Source organism: Microbulbifer mixtoriginis (SeqCode) (assembly GCF_052466865.1).
Genome location: NZ_CP174293.1, coordinates 1,969,995 through 1,995,476, shown reverse-complemented (window position 1 = coordinate 1,995,476; position 25,482 = coordinate 1,969,995). Strand labels below are relative to the sequence as shown.

At 50.5% G+C, this 25,482-nt stretch carries 25 protein-coding genes; 10 read left to right on the top strand and 15 right to left on the bottom strand.

Features of this window, described 5'->3' with window-relative positions; genetic code table 11:
• Window positions 1-86: 86 nt before the first annotated feature.
• A complete protein-coding gene (locus tag ACJJJA_RS09290) occupies window positions 87-896 on the bottom strand; it encodes a GIN domain-containing protein (RefSeq protein WP_252085363.1) in 810 nt (269 codons plus the stop codon).
• A gap of 133 nt (window positions 897-1,029) precedes the next feature.
• Window positions 1,030-1,458: an HIT family protein gene (locus tag ACJJJA_RS09285; protein WP_444904388.1), complete on the bottom strand. Its 429-nt coding sequence runs from the start codon at window positions 1,456-1,458 to the stop codon at window positions 1,030-1,032.
• 334 nt (window positions 1,459-1,792) lie between these two features.
• Here ACJJJA_RS09285 and ACJJJA_RS09280 point away from each other — a divergent pair, with 334 nt between their 5' ends.
• The 4 genes from ACJJJA_RS09280 (at window position 1,793) to tcdA (ending at window position 4,031) form a co-directional block, all read left to right on the top strand.
• Window positions 1,793-2,152: a globin family protein gene (locus ACJJJA_RS09280; protein WP_252085361.1), complete on the top strand. Its 360-nt coding sequence runs from the start codon at window positions 1,793-1,795 to the stop codon at window positions 2,150-2,152.
• A 131-nt stretch (window positions 2,153-2,283) separates the two neighbouring features.
• Complete coding sequence (locus ACJJJA_RS09275) at window positions 2,284-2,748, top strand: FKBP-type peptidyl-prolyl cis-trans isomerase (protein WP_252085360.1); 465 nt, start codon at window positions 2,284-2,286, stop codon at window positions 2,746-2,748.
• A 34-nt stretch (window positions 2,749-2,782) separates the two neighbouring features.
• Complete coding sequence (locus ACJJJA_RS09270) at window positions 2,783-3,238, top strand: thiol-disulfide oxidoreductase DCC family protein (protein ID WP_444904387.1); 456 nt, start codon at window positions 2,783-2,785, stop codon at window positions 3,236-3,238.
• Window positions 3,225-4,031, top strand: coding sequence for a tRNA cyclic N6-threonylcarbamoyladenosine(37) synthase TcdA (gene tcdA / locus ACJJJA_RS09265; protein WP_444904386.1), 807 nt, complete (start codon window positions 3,225-3,227; stop codon window positions 4,029-4,031). The genes ACJJJA_RS09270 and tcdA overlap by 14 nt, the downstream gene beginning before the upstream one ends.
• Here the strand turns inward: tcdA and ACJJJA_RS09260 are convergent.
• The gene (locus ACJJJA_RS09260; protein WP_444904385.1) at window positions 4,028-4,879 is read right to left on the bottom strand and encodes a LytR/AlgR family response regulator transcription factor; all 852 of its coding nucleotides are present in this window, start codon (window positions 4,877-4,879) and stop codon (window positions 4,028-4,030) included. The two genes, tcdA and ACJJJA_RS09260, sit on opposite strands and share 4 nt — an antisense overlap.
• Before the next feature lie 162 nt (window positions 4,880-5,041).
• Between ACJJJA_RS09260 and ACJJJA_RS09255 the strand changes: the two genes are divergently transcribed.
• Window positions 5,042-6,238, top strand: a complete 1,197-nt coding sequence (locus ACJJJA_RS09255; protein ID WP_444904384.1) for an acyltransferase family protein — start codon at window positions 5,042-5,044, stop codon at window positions 6,236-6,238.
• 3 nt (window positions 6,239-6,241) lie between these two features.
• On the opposite strand, the gene ACJJJA_RS09250 is transcribed toward ACJJJA_RS09255, so the two are convergent.
• Together ACJJJA_RS09250 and ACJJJA_RS09245 are read right to left on the bottom strand one after the other, a co-directional pair.
• On the bottom strand, window positions 6,242-7,906 hold the full coding sequence (locus ACJJJA_RS09250; protein ID WP_444904383.1) for an aminotransferase class V-fold PLP-dependent enzyme: 1,665 nt from the start codon (window positions 7,904-7,906) through the stop codon (window positions 6,242-6,244).
• Entirely contained in the window at window positions 7,903-8,691 is a 789-nt protein-coding gene (locus tag ACJJJA_RS09245) for a TatD family hydrolase (RefSeq protein ID WP_444904382.1), read from the bottom strand. The genes ACJJJA_RS09250 and ACJJJA_RS09245 overlap by 4 nt, the downstream gene beginning before the upstream one ends.
• Before the next feature lie 32 nt (window positions 8,692-8,723).
• Between ACJJJA_RS09245 and ACJJJA_RS09240 the strand changes: the two genes are divergently transcribed.
• Window positions 8,724-9,356 (top strand): LysE family translocator, encoded by a 633-nt coding sequence (locus ACJJJA_RS09240; protein ID WP_444904381.1) that lies wholly within the window; start codon window positions 8,724-8,726, stop codon window positions 9,354-9,356.
• An 84-nt stretch (window positions 9,357-9,440) separates the two neighbouring features.
• Here ACJJJA_RS09240 and ACJJJA_RS09235 read toward each other — a convergent pair whose 3' ends face one another.
• Complete coding sequence (locus ACJJJA_RS09235; RefSeq protein WP_444888594.1) at window positions 9,441-9,923, bottom strand: hypothetical protein; 483 nt, start codon at window positions 9,921-9,923, stop codon at window positions 9,441-9,443.
• Between the two features lie 499 nt (window positions 9,924-10,422).
• Between ACJJJA_RS09235 and ACJJJA_RS09230 the strand changes: the two genes are divergently transcribed.
• A complete protein-coding gene (locus ACJJJA_RS09230; RefSeq protein ID WP_444888593.1) occupies window positions 10,423-11,547 on the top strand; it encodes a M14 family metallopeptidase in 1,125 nt (374 codons plus the stop codon).
• A 72-nt stretch (window positions 11,548-11,619) separates the two neighbouring features.
• Here ACJJJA_RS09230 and ACJJJA_RS09225 read toward each other — a convergent pair whose 3' ends face one another.
• On the bottom strand, window positions 11,620-12,501 hold the full coding sequence (locus ACJJJA_RS09225) for a hypothetical protein (protein ID WP_444904380.1): 882 nt from the start codon (window positions 12,499-12,501) through the stop codon (window positions 11,620-11,622).
• Between the two features lie 484 nt (window positions 12,502-12,985).
• On the opposite strand from ACJJJA_RS09225, the gene ACJJJA_RS09220 reads away from it, so the two are divergent.
• The 3 genes from ACJJJA_RS09220 (at window position 12,986) to ACJJJA_RS09210 (ending at window position 16,468) form a co-directional block, all read left to right on the top strand.
• Window positions 12,986-13,423, top strand: a complete 438-nt coding sequence (locus ACJJJA_RS09220; RefSeq protein WP_444904379.1) for a hypothetical protein — start codon at window positions 12,986-12,988, stop codon at window positions 13,421-13,423.
• Window positions 13,424-13,445: 22 nt separating this feature from the next.
• The gene (locus ACJJJA_RS09215; protein ID WP_444904378.1) at window positions 13,446-14,525 is read left to right on the top strand and encodes a phosphatidylinositol-specific phospholipase C domain-containing protein; all 1,080 of its coding nucleotides are present in this window, start codon (window positions 13,446-13,448) and stop codon (window positions 14,523-14,525) included.
• A gap of 179 nt (window positions 14,526-14,704) precedes the next feature.
• A complete protein-coding gene (locus ACJJJA_RS09210; RefSeq protein ID WP_444904377.1) occupies window positions 14,705-16,468 on the top strand; it encodes a M28 family metallopeptidase in 1,764 nt (587 codons plus the stop codon).
• 583 nt (window positions 16,469-17,051) lie between these two features.
• Here the strand turns inward: ACJJJA_RS09210 and ACJJJA_RS09205 are convergent.
• From ACJJJA_RS09205 to ACJJJA_RS09170, 8 genes are all read right to left on the bottom strand, one after another.
• Complete coding sequence (locus ACJJJA_RS09205) at window positions 17,052-18,686, bottom strand: AMP-binding protein (RefSeq protein WP_444898585.1); 1,635 nt, start codon at window positions 18,684-18,686, stop codon at window positions 17,052-17,054.
• 140 nt (window positions 18,687-18,826) lie between these two features.
• Complete coding sequence (locus ACJJJA_RS09200) at window positions 18,827-19,174, bottom strand: SCP2 sterol-binding domain-containing protein (RefSeq protein ID WP_252085347.1); 348 nt, start codon at window positions 19,172-19,174, stop codon at window positions 18,827-18,829.
• An 83-nt stretch (window positions 19,175-19,257) separates the two neighbouring features.
• The gene (locus ACJJJA_RS09195; protein ID WP_252085346.1) at window positions 19,258-21,051 is read right to left on the bottom strand and encodes an acyl-CoA dehydrogenase C-terminal domain-containing protein; all 1,794 of its coding nucleotides are present in this window, start codon (window positions 21,049-21,051) and stop codon (window positions 19,258-19,260) included.
• A 176-nt stretch (window positions 21,052-21,227) separates the two neighbouring features.
• On the bottom strand, window positions 21,228-22,298 hold the full coding sequence (locus tag ACJJJA_RS09190; protein ID WP_252085345.1) for an AraC family transcriptional regulator: 1,071 nt from the start codon (window positions 22,296-22,298) through the stop codon (window positions 21,228-21,230).
• A 4-nt stretch (window positions 22,299-22,302) separates the two neighbouring features.
• Entirely contained in the window at window positions 22,303-22,626 is a 324-nt protein-coding gene (locus tag ACJJJA_RS09185) for a hypothetical protein (RefSeq protein ID WP_444904376.1), read from the bottom strand.
• Window positions 22,627-22,842: 216 nt separating this feature from the next.
• Entirely contained in the window at window positions 22,843-24,231 is a 1,389-nt protein-coding gene (locus ACJJJA_RS09180; RefSeq protein WP_252085343.1) for a class II fumarate hydratase, read from the bottom strand.
• A 58-nt stretch (window positions 24,232-24,289) separates the two neighbouring features.
• Window positions 24,290-24,736, bottom strand: a complete 447-nt coding sequence (locus ACJJJA_RS09175; protein WP_444885444.1) for a DUF4399 domain-containing protein — start codon at window positions 24,734-24,736, stop codon at window positions 24,290-24,292.
• A 294-nt stretch (window positions 24,737-25,030) separates the two neighbouring features.
• Window positions 25,031-25,465, bottom strand: a complete 435-nt coding sequence (locus ACJJJA_RS09170; protein ID WP_152456343.1) for a hypothetical protein — start codon at window positions 25,463-25,465, stop codon at window positions 25,031-25,033.
• Between the last annotated feature and the right edge of the window lie 17 nt (window positions 25,466-25,482).

Below are 25,482 nucleotides of genomic sequence, written 5' to 3'. Positions count from 1 at the left end.
ATAGAAAACTGGGCCGAAGAAGGTTTGGCCCTAATGAGGAGGGCACTGCGCTGTGGCAGTGCCTACTATGCAGATCAATAGAGCAGTTAGTCTACCAGTGCAACATCACCAGACCCCATAACGGAAAAAGAATCACTTTGCGGGCGTTTTAGAACGATATCCCCTGATCCCATGACCGCGCCACTGGCATTATCTGCGCGCAGGCTGCGGCCGACAAAGTCACCAGACCCCATGATACGAATATTGACATCTGCTACACGGCCACCGACTCGCATATCACCGGAGCCCCTGATTTCCGCTGAGAGCTTCTCTCCTGTGATGCCTCCGAGGAAAATATCGCCCGAACCGCTGATGGCAATCTCGCTGTTGACTGATAGTGCCTTATCCAGAATCAAGTCCCCAGAGCCTGTCACGTAAGCACTGAGATTTTCTGCCGCAGCCTTGGCAACACGCACAGTACCAGAACCCGTGACTCCAAGGTCAATGGTTTCACTTTCTAAGGTTTCTGCCACGGCCTGCCCGGAACCAGCTACCTCTAATGCCTCAACCTTTGGCATGGTGACCGTGAAGTGCACCTTCTGGTCCCTATCACGGGTAATGGTAATCACACCGAACCAGTGTTGAGTGTTGTCATCCACATACAGCTCCAGAGTGTTGCCCTTCACCTCCGCTTTGACATGGGGCATAACTTCAGCCGGACCACTAGCATTCACGGCAAAATGATCCCCCTGAATCACTTCAACGTGAGAACTGCCTCGTAGAGATACCCGGGTAAAGCCATTGACATCGAAGCTTTTAGTTTCTTTTTTATCTCCCTCAGCCTGGGCGCTGCTGAGGACAAAAAAGGCCAAAAGAGCAAACAGCGGGGCTAAAAAAGCTTTTTTCATGGTTGCCATTGCAAAATTCTCGTAATTATCACTGTTACGTATTACTTGACTACCCGAGTATACGAATTGGATGCAGTGCCTCCAGAAAATTTATAAAGGCACAAAGTGAGTGACCAAATAGTCTACAAATTGCGTTCAGAAATTAACCTCTGACACACTCTGCCTCCGAACAGCCCTGCTGAACGAGTGCGCTACGAATTTTCTCAGCCTCAATAGCCAACTGCTCAGATGTTGCACTCTTTTGCAGGGAAAAATCAAAATCTGTCAATTCATCGACAGGAATCAGGTGTATATGGGTGTGCGGTACCTCCAGCCCCGCAATCATCACACCTACACGCTTGGGTAAATACACTGCCTTTAGTCCCTTGGCGACTTTTTGTGCAACCAACATTAAGTGTGCCGCAAGCTCGGCTGGCACATCATCCCAGTGATTAATTTCTTCAACTGGGATTACCAGGCAATGCCCCGGCTTGATGGGGGAAATGGTCATGATTGCAATCGCTTTTTCATCCTTCCAGATAAAGTGGCCCGGTAAGTCCCCATTCAAAATTTGAGTAAAAATGCTTGCCATAATTTAATCCAATCAGTTGCAAATTTTTTATTTAGTTCAAGCGTGCAGTCTAACATCTACGCTAAAAAACTCAGAATAAAGGGATAAAAAACACTATCTTAAAAGCAATTTTTTATTTGGCGTAGATAAAGGCAAACTGGACTACTACCTGTCGAACAAAATGACAATTTTCTTAAAGCACGTTGGCAGTCCGAGAGAATATGACTTACGCTGCTGAGCAATTAATGTTGTACCGTTAATGAGCCAGTGCATCCTGTGCATTTTTTCTATCACAATATTTTGGGCTCTGCGGAATTTTATATTTCAGTACCAACTGCTCACCGGGGGGAGAGATATGAACAGCCTGTTAGAACAGGTCGGTGGTGCTAAATTTGTCTGTCATACAGTCAATGAATTTTACGAAACCATAGGCCGCCACCTTTCCAGTTACGAAACCTGTGATCATCGCAAACAACAAAGCCGCCAAGCACAATTCCTAAACCACGCCTTTTCTGAACAGCCCGAGCCTGATCGCAGTAGTCGCGCCAGTTTCCTGGCTCGCGGCCTGAATCCAGCTCTGTTTGACGCCCTGCTCGAATATCTGGAAGCGCGCTTGGAAGAGCTGGGGTTTCCATGGCAGCTTAGTACAAGTCTTATACAAACAGCGAGTAGTCTTTACGGTGGCTGCGAGCAAGACCTTTCCATCGCTTGTTAACCCCCACTTGCGCCGCACAAGTTGCGGCGTATGTAACCTCTCAATACAATTGCATCCTCACAGCCTTTACCTCCCGTTTTCCAGCGCAGCGGTAAGCGCTAATTCACTCACTCTTCAATCAGAGACTATCCATGAAGATTGCCAACCACACAGTTGTGGAAATCAACTACACCCTGAAAGATGCTGACGGAACGGTCATCGACTCCTCCGCAAATGGGGAGCCGCTTAAGTACTTACAGGGCGTGGGCAATATTATTCCTGGCCTTGAGCGGGAAATGCTGGAAAAAGCACCAGGGGACAAGTTCACTGCGGTGATCTCTCCTGAGGAAGGTTACGGCGTGCAAAACCCAGAGCTGATCCAAACTATGCCCCGCAGCGCCTTTTCCGGTGTAGAAGAGCTCGAAGTCGGCATGGCTTTCCACGCCCAGAGCACCGATGGCCACCCCATTGAAGTCGAAATTATCGATATTGATGGCGATGAAGTTACTATTAACGGCAACCACCCTCTGGCCGGAGTGGAGCTGCACTTTGAGATCGAAGTTATCTCAGTGCGCGACGCAACCGCGGAAGAAATCGATCACGGTCACGTTCACTAAAGATATTGGCGGCCTCCGGGCCGCTATTTTCCCCATGCCCCCCTCTCCTCCTGAAAAAATCGTCCTCTTCGACAGCCAGTGTAACCTTTGTAACGGCTGGAGCCATCTGCTCATAAAGTACGACCCTCATTGTCGCTTCACGCTCTGCCGAGTACAGTCCCAGGCTGGCCAGCACTACTTGAGGAAGCTTGGGCTACCCCTGAAAACCTATGAGAGCGTGATTCTATTAGAGCGACAGGGAGATTGCTTCCAGCAATACCATAAGAGTGAGGCGGCCCTTCGTATCTCAGCCAACCTTGATGGCTACTGGCGTTATCTTGTGGTTTTGCGCTACATTCCGCGCTCAGTGCGGGATTGGCTCTACGATTTGGTAGCGCGCAATCGCTACCGCTGGTTTGGCCGGCGCAGTAGTTGTTTACTGCCCTCTGCGGTAAACAAGCACCGCTTTCTGGAAGAAGTATCGGAAAAGAGCCCCAATGAGTCTGTCTGAACAATACCTACAACGCTTTGGCGGTATCGGCCGCCTGTATGGTAACCATGCCCTGGAGATATTGAATCGGGCCCATATATTAGTTATCGGCATCGGCGGTGTGGGTACCTGGATCGCTGAGGCACTTGCCCGAAGTGGTGTAGGCGCCCTGACACTAATTGATCTCGACGATATATGTATCACCAACACCAATCGCCAGTGCCACGCCCTCTCCTCAACGGTTGGACACATGAAGATCGAGGTCATGGCCGACCGACTCAGGCAGATCAACCCGGAGATTCAGGTCACCGCTATCGATGACTTTATCGCCACAGACAATCTGGCCGAGCTGATCGACCCCGATAGAGATTGTCTGGATATTGTTATTGACGCCATCGATAATGCGCGAGTTAAAGCTTCCCTGGTTGCCTACTGCAAAGCGCGAAAATTGCGCCTGATCACCGTTGGCTCCGCCGGTGGTAAGCGCTCCCCACAGGCCATTGAGTGTGCGGATCTCGGTCGCACCATCAACGACCCCATGCTGGCCAAGGTGCGTCAGCATCTCTATCGTTTTCACAATTTCCAAAAGAGCAGCAAACGGCAGTTCGGTGTGGACGCCATTTTCTCCCGCGAGTCGATGGTTTACCCGAAACCCGGTGGTGACGTTTGCCAGCAGAAAAGCGCCATGCAGAATGGGGTTAAATTAGATTGCAGTGGTGGCTTTGGTGCAGCCACCATGGTTACCGGCACTTTTGGCTTTGTGGCAGCTTCCCGAGCTATAGAAAGGCTTCTACAGGCAAAAAGCACAAGCTAAGCCGACCTCAACTGAGTCCTGAGCAGATCCCTGTAGCGACGACTTAAAGGGATTTGTTGGCCGCCTTTTAAGCAAATACGCGCATCCCCACTTTCAAGGGGAACTATCTCGGCAATGGAATCCAAACGCACAATATAAGAGCGATGCACCCGCACAAAGTCATCTGGGTCTAAACGTTCCAGTAACTTTGCCATGGTATCGCGAAGGGGATAAATTCTGTCTCCCAAGTGTAAGTTTACATAATTCCCTGCGGCTTCCACCCACTCGATATCTCTTACATTCACCAGAAATTCTTTGCCCAGCTTCTTTATTAAAAGGCGCTCCTGGCGCTCAATAGAGTCTTTAGGTCGCCCTTCACCCGGGAGTTCTAGTGACTCACCTTGTATGCGGCGTAGGAGAAAACGATATAAATAAACAGCCCCTAGTAGAAAGCCATAAGTACGAAAATCTTTCAGGTACTCATAGAAAAATTCGATTCCCCAGTGTCCAAAATTGTAGGAGCCGCCTTCGAAGTAGTAGATCGCCGTACGCAGTGCCACCATAGCAACAACATGTAAAAGCGACCAAGGCAGGGTCAGCAGTAGATGTATAAATAAATGTCGAGCAAGTGTTTCCTTACTTAGGGGAAAGCGACGATCCCAGATCAGAATCAATGGGAACAATAGCCCCACAACCAGAATACTGGTGCCCTCCCAAACCAAAAATTCCCAAGGCTTAAACCTGGAATCCGCTCCGAGATGCTCCAGGTACACTACTGTAAATTGCACCAGCCATAGTGCGAATAAGAACAGAATGCAGAGCCCTATTTCAAATTGTCGCCTGCGCGCCAGGTACATCTGTACCGTCATTTATCTTAATCCCATAAAATTTACCGGTAGCATAGCCACAATTCATCACTGAAAACCACCACTCACACCTGTAACGGTGCATCTCACGTCCTTTGCATGGCAGACAGGGCTTTTTCCCAAGGAACATAGCGAAACTTGTTTCAAATCCAAATGAAGGACGCCATGCAAAAAAACATTCATCGCCGCCATGACATTGATGCCCTGCGCGTGCTCGCTTTTGCCCTACTCATTCTGTATCACCTGGGGATGGCCTATGTGGCTGAATGGGGCTGGCATGTAAAGAGCACTTACCAGAGTGAACCTTTGCAGATCCTGATGCTGGCAGTTAACCAGTGGCGAATGCCATTGCTGTTCCTGATCTCTGGGGCCGCAACATACTTTCTGCTGGCTAAGCTTGGGAGCACTCAGTTTCTGCTGAGGCGATTGCGACAGCTACTTATCCCACTTCTCTTCGGCATACTGGTTATAGTGCCACCACAAGCTTACTATGAGGCGCTCTCCAACGGCGTCATAGAGCCAGGTTACCTAAGCTTCCTCTGGCAATACTTTACGTTTCAACCCTGGCCGGCCGAGAGCTTTGCAGGTAGCCATGTTGGCTTCACCTGGAATCACCTCTGGTATTTACCCTACCTGCTCTGCTACACGCTAGCCATTATTCCAGTATCTTATTTTCTGCATACCTACGGGCCAGGACTAGGAAACTGGCTATCTCGCTTTAGAGCCTGGCAGCTTCTATTCATTCCGCTGCTACCCCTCACTTTATACGGCCTCTATCTCTTCCCGCTTTTTGGTGGAATTAACTACTCCGTTGTTGGTGATTGGTATACCCATGCACAATTTTTCACTTTCTTTCTATTCGGCTACCTGCTTGTCAGCAATGAGGCTCCATGGAAACTACTAGTGCGCCTGCGCTTCTTCCTGCTGATTGCGGCTCCGCTTTGTTTTTGCCTATTCCTGCTGTTCGATCGGGTATTAGAAGAGGATATAATTCCTGGGCAGTCTTTAATTCAACTGATAGTGATTTATGCCAATCGTTGGTTCTGGCTACTTACAGTTTTAGCTTGGGGACACTACTGCCTCAACCGCCCGTTTACATGGTTGCCCTATGCCACAGAGGCAGTTTACCCCTGGTACATCCTGCACCAGACAATTACCGTTGCGGCGCTCTTTAAGTTGAAAGAGTTTTCCATGGGGCCGGTTATCGAGCCCCTACTGGTCTTTTTAATAACGGTGATAGGGTGTCTCGCTATTCATGAATTTATCATTCGGCGGGTGCCCTTGCTGCGATTACTGTTCGGCCTGAAAGCTAAAACGCCCGGTAGAGTCCCAAGCCTCAGCCCTGCCAACCAAGGTGTATAACCATCAAGACCGCTCTGCGCCGCTCTCTATCTGATGTAATGCGCGGCGCATCAAAGCATAGAACCCATTACTGCGAGACTGACTCAAGTGCTTACTCAGCCCCAATTCATTAAATAGCTGGGGCAGATCCAATGCTTGGACCTCGTCCGCAGTGCAACCATCTATCTGAGAAAGCAACAGTGCCCCGAGCCCTTTCACCACCCGACTATCGCTGTCGAGTCCAAAGAAGTGACGCCCATCTTTTTCCCTGTGAACTAACCAGGCCTCAGATTCACAGCCACGAACGAGATTCTCCGGATTGCGGATCTCGGGCTTACGGGTAACCACTTTACTCCACTGCAATAGCTCACGATAACGCCCCTGCCAATTTTGATGAGAGGCCAGGCGCTCAAGTTGCAACAGGGAAAAATCATCACTTGCCCAGCTTTTGGAGTGAACCTCTACCCCAGATGTGACCAGCTGTTGGACCTCACAATAGTCCTCTAACGCCTGCAGAAATGCCCTGATATCATCGTCGGTGCTATAAGCCGCTATAGAGGCGCGCACCGTAACCTGATTGCCACTGGTTCGCCCCAGTATTTGCGCACAGTGATGCCCCACCCGCACGGCAATATCCCGCTCATCCAGCCAGTGCATTAAATCCGTAGCACTGCCTTCGAGCGGCACAAATGAAATTATTCCGAGGTTGTGACTAGCTTGACTGATCAAACGAAAGTTTGGGGATGCATTGAGTTCCCGGTGCAGCCAGTGTGTCAGTCTTTGTTCATGTTCGGCCATAGCGGTACGATCCTGTCGGGAGAGGAAATCCAGTGACGCCCCCAGCCCGGCTATTGCAGCCAGTGGTGATGTGCCCGCCTCAAATTTATGAGGTAATTCGGCGTAGTGGCTCTGCTGGAATTCTACTTCCGCGATCATCTCACCCCCACCATGCCAAGGGGGCATTGACTCCAAAAGGGTTTCGCGCCCGTAGAGAAAACCGATCCCACTGGGGCCGTAAAACTTATGTGCGGAACAAACAAAGAAATCACAACCAATTTTTTGTACATCAATTTCTTCATGAGCGGCCAACTGAGCGCCATCCACGATCCACATAAGTTGCCAAGGTCTTAACAATTTTCGAATTAATGAGAGATCTGGACGCAAACCTATTGAGTTGGAACCACCGGTCAGAGAAACCACTCGTGTACGATCGTTCAACACCTCTCCCAGTCGATCAAACTGGGGAATTCCTGCAATGTGGGGTACATAGCGCAGAATCAGATTATGGCGCTTGGCCATCATCTGCCAGGGTACGATATTCGCGTGATGTTCAGCGGTGGAAATAACTATCTCATCGCCAGGCTGTAATTCACTACAAAGACAATGGGCGAGCAGATTCAGTGCCTCAGTTGCACCGCGACAAAAAATGATTTCTTTGGTACTAGCGGCATTCACAAACTGCTTGGTTTCATAGCGCACCTGCTCGACCATTTCAGTAGACCTGCGCGCTAATCGATGACTAGATCTATGAGTGTTGGCACTACTGTGAATATAGTAATCCCGCATCGCATTAATAACGGATAGCGGTTTTTGCGTGGTAGCTGCATTATCCAGGTAGACTAACCCTGCATTTTCCTCCTGGGCAAAAAGTGGAAACTGCTTCTTGAATTGCTCTGCAGAAAAACTCATAGGGTAAATAATATCTCAGTATTTTTTCGTGTTGCGCTGGCAATTTCTTGTAAAGAAATACCGCGCAGCGCCGCTAATTCGGCGGCTATTAATGGCAGATTTTCAGGGCTATTTCGCTGCCCCTGCCGCCCTGACAGTGGCATATCGGGTGCGTCGGATTCCAGTATCAAGCTCTCTAACGGCATACGTGTAACGGTCTTGCGGGTTTTGGCCGCGCGACTGTAAGTGATAGTGCCGCCAACGCCCAAATAAAAGCCCATTTTCCAGTAGTCCAAAGCCATCTGCTCGCTACCACTAAATGCATGTACCACTCCTCCCCTTGAGAGAGGGTATTGCTTCAATAGCTTAAGTACTTCATTGTGCGCCCGATGCACATGTAAAATCAGTGGCAGCTGTAAGTCACTGGCAACTTCCAGCTGTGTTTTAAATACAGTAATTTGTTTTTCCAACGGAGTTGCTATAGCGGCATCCAGGCCACACTCTCCGACAGCAACACAGCGATACTGCTGCAAATGCTCGGCTAGTGCACTGTTCAGTTGCACCTCATTAATGCACTCTTCATCTTCCTGGCAGTTTTTTGACACCCACCAAGGATGGACCCCAGCAGCCGCATGCCAATGGGGCTGACCGTCAACCAATAGCGCAAGCTTTTGCCACTGGGATTTACAAACACCGGGGATAATCAGTTGACTGATCCCCTTGGCGACACAGCGCTGCCAGACCTGAGCCCGATCAGTCTCGAAAATTTGAAAATCAAAATGACAATGGCTGTCGATCAATTTCACTTGTGCTTCTCTGGTTTTGCCTGCATCTTAGCATGATGCCCACAATAGACCCTGAGGCCCCCTTGATAGAAACGCTGTTGCCCATTGCCCTTTTTGTCTTTTCCACCAGTATCACCCCTGGCCCCAATAACTTAATGATCATGTCCTCTGGATTAAATCACGGCGCCAGCCGCTCCTTACCACACTTTCTGGGTATCTGGCTTGGGTTTCCCGCAATGGTCATTGCTGTAGGGTTGGGCCTCGGCTCGGTCTTCAGCCAATTTCCAGTACTTCACGAGATTATCCGCTGGGTAGGCATTGGCTATCTGCTATATCTAGCCTGGCTGATCGCTTCAACACGCGAGATAGACTCCGCCAGCGATCGCCACCCATTTTCATTTTTTCAGGCCATCGCCTTTCAGTGGGTCAACCCCAAAGGCTGGATTATGGCCATAGGTGCCCTAGCAGCATTCACAAGCCCAAATGGCGAAGTGTGGAAAGACATATTGCAGATCGCCCTAGCCTTTATAGCCATAGGCGGTCCCTGTGTCGCTGTTTGGCTGTTCTTTGGTATAGGGCTAAAGCGCTTTCTGACCAAACCCAACCACCTGAGACTGTTTAATATCACCATGGGCCTTTTACTGGCAGCCAGCGTGGTTCCTTTGGCGCTAGAAGGTCTGTATTGAACCAGCGCTCATTGAGACGCAGGAAAAAGGGACTACAAGTGCCAACTTGTAGTCCCATAACTCAAGGAAAGAAAGCGAAAAAACTTAGCGCGATGCGGTCTGGGTGGCAGTTGCAGCCCGTAAGGCTGCGGGGTCCTCTAGCCAAACGATATCACTGGCATCGATCTGGCTTTCAGTGACATCAGATAAGGTTTTCCCCAGGCTCTGCAGGGTCTTCTCTTGCGAGGTGAAAGTTTCTATCGGCATCTCAAGCCAGGCCTGCCCCTCTTCGTCGATTATCTGACGCACTTCGCCTCCATCCAGGCTACTGACGTGACGGTCGATTACAGAGCTACTCCCTGGCGGTAAATAAATGGTGCCATTGGTGATATCTACCGCAAAAGCCACAATACCGGGGATGATGCCAAATAACAGTGCGGCCCCATCTAGTATCAATACAGCCGGGTCAACCCGTCCACCACTCTGCCCTTTGCGCTCCGGATACAGGAAGTAACCACAAGCACTCATATTGATCACCACGGTCAGCAAACCGCTGAATACAATGCCACGCTTTAGATTTCTATTCATGGCCTACCTCTATTATTAACTTTGATAATATTGTCCAGGCGGATACTTCCCCTGTAATGGGCTCCGCCAAGCTTTTGTGTTTCTCCCCTACAGCTCTCAATCAACTCATTATCGACGGGGTGAAAGATAAGCAAATTTACGCCTATCTGCACCAACGTACAACAATTGCCCAATCGAACTGCCTAAACTTTAACCAGCACTTGTTGCGGGATGTTAAGGAGATGTAGTCGATTTCTGACAGTGTGGATTGACGCACTTGTGATCAGGCCGGGCAGTGAGCAGTCGCCAGGGGTCCGACACCGGAAATTTCAGGGAGCAGTAGTCGTAGCGGGTGCCGCCATGGAATGGCTAAAGCACGGTATCGAATTCGGTACCGTGCTTTTTTAATTTCAGAAAGCGCAAAATTGCACCCTCAAGTGGCGAATTCCCCCACTCTCCCCCTGAAAAAATCCCTCCAGAGCTGTATCCTGCGCCCAACAACAAGAGTGGAGCTCACTACATGTACATAACCAGTGCCTTTGACAGCGGCAATATCGAAGTGATCAACGCTGAAAGCAGCCCTATTCAGCTGGCTATACGCCAGGATAATAACTCCGATTTCTACCAGTGGTTTCACTTTCGACTAGAAGGTGAGGTGGGCGCAAGCTATCCACTGAGTATTGTCAATGCAGGTAAATCCGCCTACCCGGAAGGCTGGGAAAACTATCGGGTGTGCGCCTCCTATGACCGTCAGAATTGGTTCCGCATCGGCGCCAATTACGATGGCAAGACTCTCGACTTTACCGTAACCCTGGATGAGCCCAGTATTTACCTGGCTTACTTCGCACCTTACTCCTGGGAGCGCCACCTGGATCTGCTGGCCTGGGCTCAGAGCAATGAGCGGGTAAAAATCCAAACCCTTGGCAAAACCCTCGACCAACGCGATATGACCATGCTCACTATCGGAGATGCCGAAACCGCCAAGCATCGGGTATGGATGATTGCACGCCAGCACCCCGGAGAAACCATGGCGGAGTGGTTTGTAGAGGGCTTCCTTGAGGCGCTGTTGGATGATGCCAACCCTCAAGCCCAGAAACTGCTGGCAGATACCGTTTTCTACGTAGTCCCCAATATGAACCCCGACGGAAGCGTTCGCGGCCACCTGCGCACCAATGCCGCTGGTGCCAACCTGAATCGCGAGTGGCTCAATCCCACCATGGAGCGCAGCCCGGAAGTATTCCTCGTTCGGGAAAAGATGTTGGAAATCGGCGGGGATATCTTCTTAGATATTCATGGAGACGAAGCACTTCCCTATAACTTCGTTGCTGCCTGTGAAGGTATTCCCGGCTATGACGAGCGCCACGCAAAACTGGAAGAAACCTTTAAACAGGCCTACGAGGCTATCAGCCCCGACTTTCAAACCGAGCACGGTTATGAGCTGGACAAACCTGGCGAAGCCAACCTTACCATTGGCACCGCCTGGGCCGGTCATCAGTTCCGCACTCTGGCATTGACCCTGGAAATGCCATTTAAGGATAACGACAACCTGCCTGACCCTGTAGAGGGGTGGTCCCCAGCCCGCAGCCAGCAATTAGCCCGCGATATTTTGTTCCCAATACGCGAGACCCTAAAAATCCTGAAGTAATTTCAAATCAGCTTGAGCCCCGGCCCAATAAGCCGGGGCATACTCCGAAATAAAACTGAGCCTATCAGCAATTCACTTTACAGGTCGCTCAACAAACCAAGCCAGCCCCATCTGGCTGCGCCGTTGACGAGAGATCTGCCCGCTGTGTAAATCCTCCCAAATTAAATCAAGCTCACCTGCAGTACTAACTTTAGCCCCCCAAAGAACCTTACTATTTGCATATTGGTTGATACTGGAATCCAGGAAATGCTTTGGAAGAAAAGTTTGCGGTAATTGCGCAATGACTTCTCCCTCAGGTGAAATTTGCACTGAGATAGGTACTAGTTCCGCTACTTTGTTTGCAGCAATTTCTTTTTCTAATTTTTCCTTTGTCAAATCTAGCCTACCAAGCCGTATCGCCCACCCTCCTTCCACAGCATCCACTAACTGGGACTTTTTACCTTCGATAGTGTTACCGGCGCGATCATGTTGAAACACCATTTGCCAGGTTTTACGAGTGGGCTCGGTAAAGCACCAGATTGAATGGACGCGATCTTCATTTATTCTTTTGGAGTGCTCAAAACGCCCGAGTAGAATCCCACGACTATCCAGCAGACCATGCCACTGCCCAAAATCTGTGGAAAGCTCTATTTTTCTATCCTCAAGTCTGGGAATTTGTCGGTGTACAGACTGGACCTTGGTCGCCACCTCTCCCGATACCACACTGGTAAATTGTGCATCTGACCAATGCGTGAGATCTGATTGTTTATCTCCATCGAAATCCAAATCCCAACCCACCCGCATCGGCTCCCCACTGAGGGCAACATTCACTAGTCTCTGCTTGGAACCAGCAATCACAACTCCATCAAAATCTACTTCCAGGATGGGATCGGCACAATACGCTGTCTGATACGCATTGACAGCAACAGAAAAACCAAAGAATAAACTTATCAACAAACAATTTATTTTTATCATTTTTAGCACCAGCAATTATCCAACATTAAATTAGAGAGCAATATACTTTTCCCTCTTGTAACACATAAAATTTTATACCTCATTTACAAGAACACAAAAAAGCATAAAAGCTGAAATCACTTAAACTCAAGTCAAACCGATGTACACTTTGCAGAACACCCCCAAAAGCAACTAATCATATGCAAGTACTGCTATCTTGGAGGGCGACCAAAGAGCAATATAAAATTTAAAAAAATATAGATTTTATCAATTCAAAATAGCTCAATATTGGCACCCCATAAATCCACTTAAAATTGAATGAAATAGTATCGCAACTTCAAATCCTGAGTTCCCACCCCCTTCCAAAGGCAAAAGGAACAAAAAGTTCAGATCAAACATCTATGGCTTATGGCAATAGCCAAAAAGAAAAAAAACCCACCAACCCATCACACAGCTTCCGAGGCAAGTGGGTATAAGGGGTTTATCATGCCAACAACTTTGCCCTATGGCATCAATAGCGACCCTTAACTGGAGTATTTTTGTATTAAAAAACCCCGCAAAAATGGAATGCCTGGTCACTACAGAACATTATCAATGGGATATTGGAACTTTCTATCCAAGCAATCCCAACAAAACCAAACCAATATCCCAAAAGCTGCTAAATCACACCACTTTCTCTAGACAGAAAAATCCGCCCATAGTAAAAAAAGAAAACAATAAAAAGGTACCAATAGGGTTCCGCAAAATAATTGAACATAAAAGATTAAAAAATCTCTCTCTTTATCTTAAAACCCCAAACGAACGAAAAGGCTATCCGTCCAGAAAGCCCCCGGAGAATAATAATGAAACTCAATATCATGCAATCAATCCAGATTACAGCCGTTTTGTCGCTGCTTATCTGTTCACCACTATGGGCAGACACAGTTTCCGACTTTCAAAATAGCTGGACAGGCAGAGCCCTTGACTTGCAACGTAAAATCGATAACCACACCCCAATGAGTGAGAATAATATTCTCGGTACCCACAACACTTACAACTCAGAGGTCTATCGAGCCTGTAATTTCTCCGTTGGTTGCCGTTATCTCGACCCCCAGCAGGAATACTCCATTAAGGATCAACTGCGAATGGGAGCAAGATTTATTGAACTGGACGTCCACTGGACGGCAAAAATGGAGAACCTCTTCTCCTACCCCAAACGCCTGCTGCTTTGCCATGGGTTGTGCAGCCTGAACGACAAGTATGCTACCGAGGGCTTTAATGAGGTGAAAGCCTGGCTTGAGGACAGCGCCAATCAGGATGAGGTTATTATCCTATACATCGAAGACCACTCCGACGGGCGCCACCAGGATCTTTACGACCAGATTACCAGCCGCTTTGGCAACAGAATCTACTACAGCGGCGGCTGCCAAAGTATTCCAAGCACCTTGACCAAGAATCAGGTGCTGGCTGCCGGAAAACAGGTTGTCGTATGGAAAGATGGCGGATGCTCTGGTAATAACAGCATGAAGAATATGGCATTTACCGGCCTCGGTGAGATCGGTCGCGTCTGGGAAGACAGCACCACTATCGGCACCATTGGAGAAATCTTCAATGGCGGTATTGAGAGGATCACCGCTAACGATGTACGCAATGGCTTTGCCCAGGGTCATAACATTATCAACCTGGACAATATGAATACTAGTGACGGCCGTATCGCCGCCGCAATCTGGTCCTGGGATCAGAACGAACCCAATAACCTCAACAATGAAGACTGTGCAATGCAGTGGGGTAACGGACGTTGGAATGATGCCAACTGCAGTAATCAATACAGCTTCGCCTGCAAGAATGTAACCGACGGTAGCTGGGTCGCCACTGCCTCTACCGGACCCTGGGCTTACGGTAGCGCCAACTGCCAAGCCCTTGGCAGCCAATACATCTTTGAGGTACCCACCAACAGCAAAGAGAACCAAGCCCTAAAAGCAGCGAAGGAAGCCACGGGCTACGACAAGGTCTGGATTAACTATCAAGACCAATCCACTGAAGGCCAGTGGCTGCGCAGCGAGTAATCCCAGCCCAACTCTTCACTTACAAACATCCTTTAGAGCCCGCGTTAGTATGCGCGGGCTCTCCCTTTTCTCTTCCAGCGGTACCAGCCTGCTTGACTAGCCGACTACCGAAGAATTGTCGTTAGTTTGCTCTATATCGTGCATAATCCGTGTCTGAGCAAGACTCACAGGACATAATTATGCGAATCCCTACTCTTTGGCGTCGCCTCGGTTTGACCATTGCCGTCGGCAGCGCACTAACCGCTTGTGGCAAAAGTACCACTGAAGCGGCCAAGCCGGAGGCTGATCACAACGCAGCCCATGCTGAACACCACCATGCTGACGGTGCCAAGTTATCTCTCGGTGAAGCCGAACAGGCTCAGGTCGATGCCATAGCTGCAGACCTACACAAACACATTGCGATCCTTGCTTCCGACAAGTTTGAAGGGCGCGCTCCCGCTACCAAGGGTGAAGAACTCACCGTGAATTACCTGGCAGAGCAATTCAAGGCGCTGGGCCTGGAGCCTGGGGCAATGGATGCGGCCGGCAAACCCAGCTGGTTCCAGCAAGTCCCTATCGTGGAAATGGAAATTGAAACCACCCCCCTGACATTCAAGGGCGATGGTTTCGAGCAAAACCTGCAACCAATAGACGATATGGTGGCCTTCACCCAAAGACAGACCGCAGGCTCTTCCCTGGAGAACAGCGAGTTGGTATTTGTGGGCTACGGCATTGTCGCTCCAGAAAATAACTGGAACGATTACGCCGGATTGGATATGAAAGGCAAGACTGCGGTTATTTTGGTGAATGACCCCGGTTACGCGACCCAGGACAAGGCCTTGTTCAATGGCAATGCCATGACGTATTACGGCCGCTGGAGCTACAAGTTCGAGGAAGCCGCCCGCCAAGGAGCTGACGGTGCGATTATCATTCATGAGACCGGTGCTGCGGGCTATCCATGGGAAGTGGTTAGTGGCTCCTGGTCCGGTGCGCAAGTCAGCCTCGAAGCCGAAAATAAGAATGCAGACCGGGTTGCTATTGAAGCTTGGATGACCAATCAAGCCGCCAATACGCTATTCCGCTCCGCCGGCCTCGATCTGCAAAAGGAAATGGACGCAGCCAAAACTCAGGGCTTCAAACCCAAGGCTCTGGGGATAACCGCCAGCGTAAAACTGAAAAACAGCCTGCAGAAGTCTAATTCTCGCAACGTGGTTGCCAAGCTTTCGGGCAACAAGCACCCCGACGAGGTGATTGTCTACACCGCGCACTGGGACCACCTGGGCGTTAACAAAAATGCAGATGGTAAAGACCAGATCTTTAACGGGGCCGTCGATAATGCCACCGGTACCGCTGGCTTAATCGCTATGGCCGCTGAGGCGGTGAAGCTGGATCGCCCAGAGCGCTCGCTGCTGTTCGTTGCCGTAACGGCTGAAGAGTCAGGCCTGCTTGGCTCCAAGTACTACGCCGAAAAACCTGTCGCTCCTTTGGAGAAAACCGTTGCTGGCATTAACTTTGATGCCATGAACGTATTGGGCCCAGCCCGCGACATTACTGTAATCGGTTATGGCAGCAGTGAGCTGGAGCAAATGCTGGAGGTATCCGCCAAAGGACAAGGCCGCTATTTAGCCCCGGAAGAGCACCCGGAGCGCGGCTACTTCTATCGTTCAGATCATTTCAGCCTGGCGAAGAAAGGCGTGCCCATGCTGTATTTCGACTCCGGCAGCGACAACTTTGAGCATGGCCGCGAGTGGGCCCAGGCAAAGGGTGCTGAGTATGTTAGCCAGCATTACCACAAGCCTGGCGATGAATACGACCCCTCTTGGAACTTGAAGGGTTCGGCAATGGACCTGCAGCTTGGCCTAAAACTAGGTCTGAAACTGGCCAACAGCCGCGATTGGCCCAACTGGTATGAGGGCAACGAGTTCCGCGCAATTCGCGATGCGAGTGCCGAAGCCCGTAAGTAACCCTCTCTCCAGCCACTCTACGGCAGTGATACCATCAGTGCTACTGCCGTAGAGTCCATATCCTTCTCATCGGCCTTGCCACCACTGTAAACTCTTTGGAAATTGATTCATTCAGTTTTGCAGCACCTGCCGTCACTTTAATCGCGAGGCATGGCAATCGGACAAAAGCTAAACACTCCCTACACAAGATAAAAATATCCAAGCAAATCCTAGATAATTGTCACGCGTTATAGAGATCCCCTTCAATTAGACCTATGTTTTTCAACACCACATCGGGGTGAGGGCAGCCTACTAATAAATGGTCACTTTAACTTCACTAGGTTTTCCCAAAAAAAGATAAGGAAATTAACAATAAAAAAAGTTGGTCACGAAAGTATTAACAACGGAAAGATCCGAGCACTTTTTCAAGTGTGCACTTAAGTGTTCTAGTCGCAACTGAAGATATATTGAAACAGTTGAGACCAGCGGAGAATGGCAGATTTAAACAGGCTTATTAGAGGGCGGGATTTAGGAAACGGCTATCACAGGCGACACATCCTTGTGTCGCAGTTATCCGCCAAATAATTGCCGGATAAACTTATAACTAAGCGCCGATAGCATCCTTTTTCTTCAATTCTTCATCGCGCAGTTCACGACGCAGGATTTTACCGACATTTGTCTTTGGCAAATCTTCACGGAACTCAACCTTTCTCGGCACCTTGTATGCCGTCATATTCTCTCGACAGAAAGCGATAACTTCTTTCTCAGTCAAAGACGGGTCAGCCTTGATAACAAAAAGCTTCACCTGTTCACCACTTTTTTCATCGGGAATACCAATTGCAGCGGCTTCGGTCACTTTTGGATGGGCACTGACGATATCTTCAATTTCGTTGGGATATACGTTGAAGCCAGACACAATAATCATGTCCTTCTTGCGATCCACAATCTTGATGTATCCATCATCCTGGATCACCGCCATATCACCGGTGTTCAACCAACCTTCACTATCGAGGGTATCGGCAGTAGCTTCTGGGCGCTGCCAGTATCCCTTCATTACCTGGGGACCACGCACACAGAGCTCACCGGGAGAGTTATTCGGCAGATCGTTGCCATTTTCATCCACGACTTTAACTTCAGTTCCCGGAACCGGGATACCCACAGTACCCAGCTGTACACCCTCGGTGGGGTTAAAAGAAACAACCGGAGAAGTCTCGGTCATACCGTAGCCTTCCATAACCACACAGCCGGTCATATCTTCCCAGCGCTTGGCAGTGTCTCTGGTCAGAGCCATACCACCAGAAGCCGTGGAGTGCAGTTTGCTGAAATCCAATTCGGCAAAATCTTTATTCAGCATCAAGCCGTTAAACAGGGTGTTCAGGCCAACAAAGCCGGTAAAGCGCTGCCCTTTCAGGGTTTTCACAAAGCCGGGAATATCACGCGGGTTTGGAATCAGCAGAGAGTGGTTGCCGGTGGAGAACAGGCACATGCAATGGATGGTGAAAGCGTAAATATGGTAGAGCGGCAGCGGCGCAATATAGAACTCCTCCCCCTCTTTCATACCACTACCAAACGCTTCAAGAACCTGCTGCATATTGGCAACCAGGTTGCGGTTGGTCAGCATCGCACCCTTGGCAACACCGGTGGTGCCACCGGTGTATTGCAACACGGCGATATCTTCTGGTGCGCGCTCAACATCCTCACTGCCCTTCTGTGCACCGAGAGCCAGTACCTCACGGAAATTTACCTGCTGGGCAAAAGAGAATTCCGGCACCATTTTTTTGATGTGCTTGGCAACGCCGTTGATCAGAACCCGCTTTAAAGGGCTGTGCAGGTCTGCGATCTCAGTAACGATCACTTTCTCAACACTAGTTTCAGCAACAACAGCCGAAGCGGTATCAGCAATATTCGCCAGTACAACCAATGCTTTGGCACCGGAGTCATTCAACTGGTGCTTTAATTCACGCTGGGTATACAGCGGATTGGTATTGACGACCACAAGTCCAGCTCGCAAAGCACCAAATACAACTACAGGGTACTGCAGTACATTGGGCAGCTGGATAGCGATGCGATCACCGGGCTTCAAATTGGTGTGATTTTGCAAATAAGATGCGAACTTCGCGCTCAAGGTGTCGATATCACCGACAGTCAGAGTTCGCCCCAGGCAGGTGAAAGCCGGTCGGTCACCAAATTTGGCGCAAGCGCCTTTAAATACATCGAGAATGCCGCGATCAATGTCCAACTCTCTTCTCCCATTCCTGATTGTTGTTATCGCTTGCTCACATCTCTCGCCCTTATAGACGAAACCTGCCATTTTTCGGAGCCAGCGAGAATTTATTTATTGTTTGTAGTATGTTGCGAGACAATAAAAAAGAGGCTTATTCATGCCTCTCCAAACCCATCGTCCTCTTTACCCTGCGCAGGAAACAAACCTGCCAACGCAGCGGCCAATTCTCTATCTCCAGAGTATTGGACATCTCCCAACAAAAAAGCATGTCTAGCGTTTAAATGGCCAGCCAAAATCGCATTCAAAGTGTGATTAGCCATTTCCAATATTAGCGCCGGTTCTTCCGTTTGCCCGAACTCAGAAACCACTTCGAGATCATTCGGAGCTCCTTTTACGTAAACATAAAAGTCACAGGCATCCGGCAGGCGGAACTGTACCCGAGCAAGTGGGTGCAAACAAGCTATGCGCCGCAGGCGCTCCTGAACTGAATCCGGCAATTGCATCGGAATGTCTCCGTCATTGGCCACTTCGGCGCCGGTAAAAAAAACCGCCGGTGAAGACCGGCGGTTTTTTATTGAGATTGGATTTAGAACGCGAAATGTTCTGCGTCCAGATCCATCAGGTTGGCCGCACCGCTCAGCATGGTTTCAGCATGGCTGGAGGTACGCGGAAGGATGCGCTCGAAATAGAAACGGGCAGTCTTCAGCTTGGCTTGATAGAAATCTACTTCAGCAGTGCCTTCAGCTAACTTTTCGTTAGCTACTTTAGCAGCACGCGCCCACAGATAACCCAGCACGGTGTAGCCGGAGAACATCAGGTAATCCACGGAAGCCGCACCAACTTCATCCGCATTCTCCATGGCCTTACCGCCTACGTGCAGAGTCAGGTCGCCCCACTGCTTGTTCAGCTCTTGCAGCTTGGTAACAAAAGGCGCAAGCGCTTCATTATCAATTTCCGCCTGGCAGAACTTGTGCACTTTCTTGGTGAAGTGGCGCAGCAGCTCACCCTGACTCATCAATACCTTACGACCCAGCAGGTCGAGTGCTTGAACGCCAGTGGTGCCTTCGTAGATGGTGGAGATACGCGCATCGCGTACATTCTGCTCCATACCCCACTCGGCGATGTAGCCGTGGCCACCGAAGCACTGCAGGCCCAGGTTGGCGGACTCAAGACCGGCTTCGGTAATGAATGCTTTAGCGATCGGCGTTAGGAATGCCAGCAGATCTTCCGCTTCTTTCTTCGCTTCCTCATCACCTTTATGAGTGATGTCAACCAGTTGCGCACAGGTAACAACCAACATACGGCTGCCTTCAGAGATGGCCTTTTGGGTCATCAGCATGCGACGTACATCAGGGTGCACGATAATTGGGTCAGCGGGACCCTCTGGGTTCTTAACGCCAGACAGGGAGCGCATTTGCAGGCGATCTTTAGCGTAAGCCAAGGACTTCTGGAAGCCGATCTCGGAGTGGGCAAGGCCCTGCAAAGCGGTACCCAGACGCGCAGTATTCATAAAGGTGAACATGTAGTTCAGACCTTTGTTGGGCTCGCCAATCAGGAAGCCTTTAGCACCGTCAAAGTTCAGTACTGCGGTGGCATTACCGTGAATACCCATCTTGTGTTCCAGAGAACCACATACAACACCGTTGCGCTCACCGATAGAGCCATCAGCGTTAGGCATAAACTTGGGCACGATGAACAGGGAGATCCCCTTGGTGCCAGCCGGCGCATCTGGGAGGCGTGCCAGCACGATATGCACGATGTTGTCGGTCATGTCGTGCTCACCGGCGGAGATAAAGATCTTGGTACCGGTAATCGCGTAAGAGCCGTCATCGTTGGGCTCAGCCTTGGTGCGCAGGATACCCAGGTCGGTACCACAGTGAGGCTCGGTCAGACACATGGTGCCGGTCCAGCTGCCTTCAACCAGCTTGGTCAGATAAACCGCCTTCTGTTCGTCGGTACCGTGCTCTTCCAGGGTGTTCATGGCACCGTGGGAAAGGCCCGGGTACATACCCCAAGACCAGTTAGCAATACCCACCATTTCGCTCATGATGGTGCCCAGAGAGGGCGGCAGGCCCTGACCACCGTATTCGGGGTCGTGGGGCAGCGCCGGCCAGCCGGCTTCTACAAACTGCTGATAGGCCTCTTTAAAGCCTTCTGGAGTGGTGACTTCACCGTCTTTCCAGGTACAGCCCTGTTGGTCGCCGATCTGATTCAGCGGAGCCAGTACGTTTTCACAGAACTTAGCACCCTCTTCCAGGATGGCATCCACGACATCAGGAGTGGCCTCCTCAAAACCCAGAGACTCGTAATGCTTATCTGAGTCCAGCATCTCGCGCATTACGAAACGCATTTCACGCAGTGGCACTTTGATATCGGTCATCCTGATACCCTCAATTCGGTTATGTTAAGACCAGCCAGAAACTGCCCGGTCATATTTGTGACTAATTAATAAGATTGGTTCATCATAGTAGTAAGGCTACAGCCCTCTCTATGGCGAAATCCGTCCAAAGCGGTGACAAATCGAGGCGGGAATTCGAAAAAATGTGACCAGGCCAGTCAAATATCCAGGCCAGCAGCGGCTCGACCCCCGCGGCGGTATTCGCCTGGCGTGATCCCAGTCCACTTCTTAAAGGCGCGGAAAAAAGCACTGGATTCATCAAACCCGAGCATCTCGGCAATCTGTCCATTGGAGAGATCCGGGCAACTCAGGTAGTGGAATGCCGCTTCCATACGGCACTCATCTTTCAATTTCTGGTAAGAAGTGCCCTCTTGCTGCAGGCGGCGGCGCAAAGTAGTCACGGACATATTGAGCCGCTCTGCCACAGCTTCGGCGGCGGGCATGGATTCGCTGACATCCCTGTTGAGGATGGTTTTAACCTTGGTTTTGATGCTGTTGGCACTGCCGTCGCTAATCACCAGATGATAAGGCGCGGTGCGGATAAAATCCTCCACCATCTGGGGGCTCTGCACCACCGGGTAATCGAGATAACGTGCATCGTACTCGAGGGCATTGAATGGCTGCTCAAAAGACAGTTCGCCCGCTTCGCTCTGAGCCAAGCTGCGAAACTCTTCCGGACAGGAGAAAGAAAAATGCAAACGTGCCAGCGGGATTTCACGCCCTGCCAACCAGCAGTAGAAACGGTGCCAAACTGCCAAGGTAGTGCGCACCACACTGGGGCTAGTGGCGGCCAACAGCCGATCAAACTCCCCTTTTTCCAGGGAGCTGATACCGTGGATTTCTACCCGCACGCGGCCATTTTCTCCATCCTGCAGCTCCGGCTTCACTTTAAAGCCGCGACAGATCTCCATAAACTCGGCACAGAGCGTAATTGCCTGGCGCAGAGTGGCGCAATTGACCACCGCCATACACAACAAGCGGAAAGAGCCCGAGCGCACTCGCCCGCCACTGAGCATGCCAAACCATTCATTTTGGGCCAGCCACATAACCCGCTGGTAAAGACGGCCGTATTTTATCGCCGAAAATGCCGCCACACCCTCCAGCTCATGCTCATCAATACCGACCGACTCGAGCAGTTCGGCTTTGTCGCAGCCGTGGCGTATCGCCTCCTCTAGCAATCGCTCCAGGTAGGCAATGGGTATACGAATATCCTCTTCTGATGCCGCCATCTGTCTACTTTCGCCTGCGTAACCAGCTCAATACGGCCCCAAAACCCAACGCAGCTGCAATAATGACAAACAGCGCTAACAGTAAAAGGACCAGGTAATAAAGGACATCCTTGACAGGCAGGTCCCAGCTAAAGATCGCCGCCGCAACAAATGCGACACAGGCGAGCACGCTGGTAATAAAGGAGCGGCGACTTTTATTGGCCATGGTGATCTGGATACATTGATTTTCAAAACAGGTGAGATAGCCACTTCTTGTGGCACTACCATTGTATTGTCGGCACCTAAGAGCCTGTAAAAAGCCCCCATGAAACATTGTGAAATTAATCAAATGTTCCCCAGCTACCGACGCGGCGTCGAATCGTGAGGGATCGGCAGGTATCTGTCAACGCCGCAGGAGGCGCAAATGCCCAGAAGAATGCTGGAACCCGAAGATCAGGCTACCCTGCTGCGTCTCTTCCGCTGGATGATACTTATGACACTGATTGTCACCCTGATAATGCTGGGCATCGCGGTCTTCGCCTAACCCCCCCTATTTAAAGAGTCGCTACTCCCCCACCAACCCTCCCTTCGCCAGATGTGCCGGATCCAGCAGTCCCTCAAGAGTTTTGCGATCCAAATCGGTCATCTCCAGCGCCACATCCATCACCGGACGACCACTTTTATAGGCCGCTTTAGCAATTTCAGCGGCCTTCAGATACCCGATGACCGGATTCAGGGCGGTAACCAAGATAGGGTTCCGCCCCAGGGTTTCGTCAATATGGGCGCGATTCACGGTAAAGCTTGCGATAGCCCGATCCGCCAGCAACTGCGCAGCATTGGCGAGCAAGTGAACGCTCTCCAACAATGTGCTGGCCATGAGGGGCAGCATTACATTTAACTGGAAATTACCACTTTGTCCGGCCACTGTGATGGTTGCGTCGTTACCCATCACCCTTGCCGCCACCATTGCGGCAGACTCAGCAATTACCGGGTTCACCTTGCCGGGCATAATACTGCTGCCCGGCTGCAGGGCTTTGAGCTCAATCTCCTTGAGACCTGCCAAGGGACCACTGTTCATCCAACGCAAGTCATTGGCAATCTTCATCATGGATACAGCCAAAACCTTGAGCTGCCCAGACAGCTCCACGGAAGTATCCTGGCTGGAAATCGCCTCAAAAAAATTCTCCGCTGGGCGGAATTGCTGAGAAGTGTGTGCACTCAACTTTTGCGCAAAAAGCTCGGCAAAGTCAGCGTGAGCATTGAGACCAGTGCCCACCGCCGTGCCGCCTTGGGCCAACTGTGCCAGGCGGGGCATACAGCCACGGATGCGCTCTCGACCAGCTTCCACCTGCGCCGCCCAACCACTCAGCTCCTGCGCCATAGTGATAGGAACAGCATCCATCAGATGGGTTCGGCCTGTCTTGACCACGCTCTCCAGCTCGACGCTCTTATTGCATATCCCGGTATGAAGATTACGCAACGCTGGCAGCAGCTTGTCGCGCACTGCCAGCAGAGCCGATACATGTATCGCCGTGGGAATCACGTCATTACTGCTTTGACTCATATTGACATGATCATTGGGGCTAATAGACAGGCCATTGCCCTCTGCAGCGAGGTGCGCCAGCACCTCGTTCACATTCATATTTGAACTGGTGCCGGAACCGGTTTGGTAAATATCCACAGGAAAATGGCGCGCAAATTCCTCATCGCCAAGTCGATCACAGGCGTCGATAATCGCTGTAGCACGCGCCTTATCCAGTAAGCCCAGATCCCTGTTGGCCTCGGCAGCAGACTTTTTGATCAGCACTATGGCCCGGAGAAATTCAGCGGGTAGGGGCTTGCCACTGACAGGGAAGTTCTCTACGGCACGCTGGGTCTGTGCTCCGTAAAGCGCCTCCTGTGGCACTTGGATTTCGCCGAGACTGTCCTTTTCAATGCGGAATTTATCGCCCATTTGTGTCCCTCAGGGTGCACTCCTGTGCACCGTTCAGAAATGTGGAATTGGCCGGGGTCTACTCGACTACAACGGTAATCTTTTTCGATACCACCGGATTCTTGTGAGGCACATGCATATAGTTGCCCAGCACCAGTTGTAGCGTATGTTTACCGGGCGGCAAGGTGACTTGTGTCTCTGTCTGACCACCACCAAAGTGAATGATATTTTCAGTCGCGGGCAGGGGCTTACTCAGGTCCGGCATATCATCCACATCAATCAGCAGGTGGTGGTGGCCGGTATTTTCACGCTCTACACCCGCCGGAGCCACACCCATGCCAGACAGGCCAAATTTAACAGTGAAAGTCTGTGGCACCTTCTCGCCATCTTTCGGGGAGATAATATAGAGCTTGGTTTGCTGCGGGGCTTTTTCCGCAGCTTCGGTCTTGCTGCCGTGTTCCGCAGCTTGTAACAGCGGCGACAACATCAAGGCACTGGCGAAAAGTAGAGAGTTCACTTTGATCATAATCTTTGCTTCCTGATAAGGCGCCTACGGCGCCAATTCTTATCATCTGGCTGAACAGCCCACCAACCCCACATTCTGCGGCGGGGTGGCAAACAGCACTTTACCAGACCAAAGTCCCACTGAAAGGGGGTTCCAGGGAATATAGTTGCCGAACCGAAGGCGAGCGCCAAAATCTGTGACTGACGCCTCGCGAAAAGCCTTAGGCAGAGGAAGTCTCTGAAAGAAGGAAGTATTAAGAGCTAAAAGAAAAGACCCAAGATACCGGGGATTGAGGCGCAGAGTGAGCTTGCCAAGTTAGACACTCACCCGCCCCTCCTGAGTCCATTCACAGCGTACCTGCATGTCACCACTTCCGGGTTCATGATAGAGGCCAGCAGCCTCCCAACTAAAGGAATGCACTCCAGAAAGCTCGGTTTCCAAGTGTACAGTGGCGGACACCCAGTACATGCTTCTCAACAATTCCTCAAACTTCTGAATCCACATATCCCATTCATACTCTACCGCACGGTAGGAGGCGCCAAAGTGGATCACATCCGTTTGGTATTGGGATTGCTTCATTTTAATGGTGGGAATAGAAAACATATCGCGACAGAGAAAGGGCCACTCGTCGGCACTGGGCAGAGCGAGTACCGCATTGCGGTTAATGCGACGGCGTTCGCTACCTCCGGCAAGGCTATTGCTGTCTTTGATACAACCGTAGACTATGGATTCCTGATCGCCCTGAAGCATTAATTCCTTTCCTTACC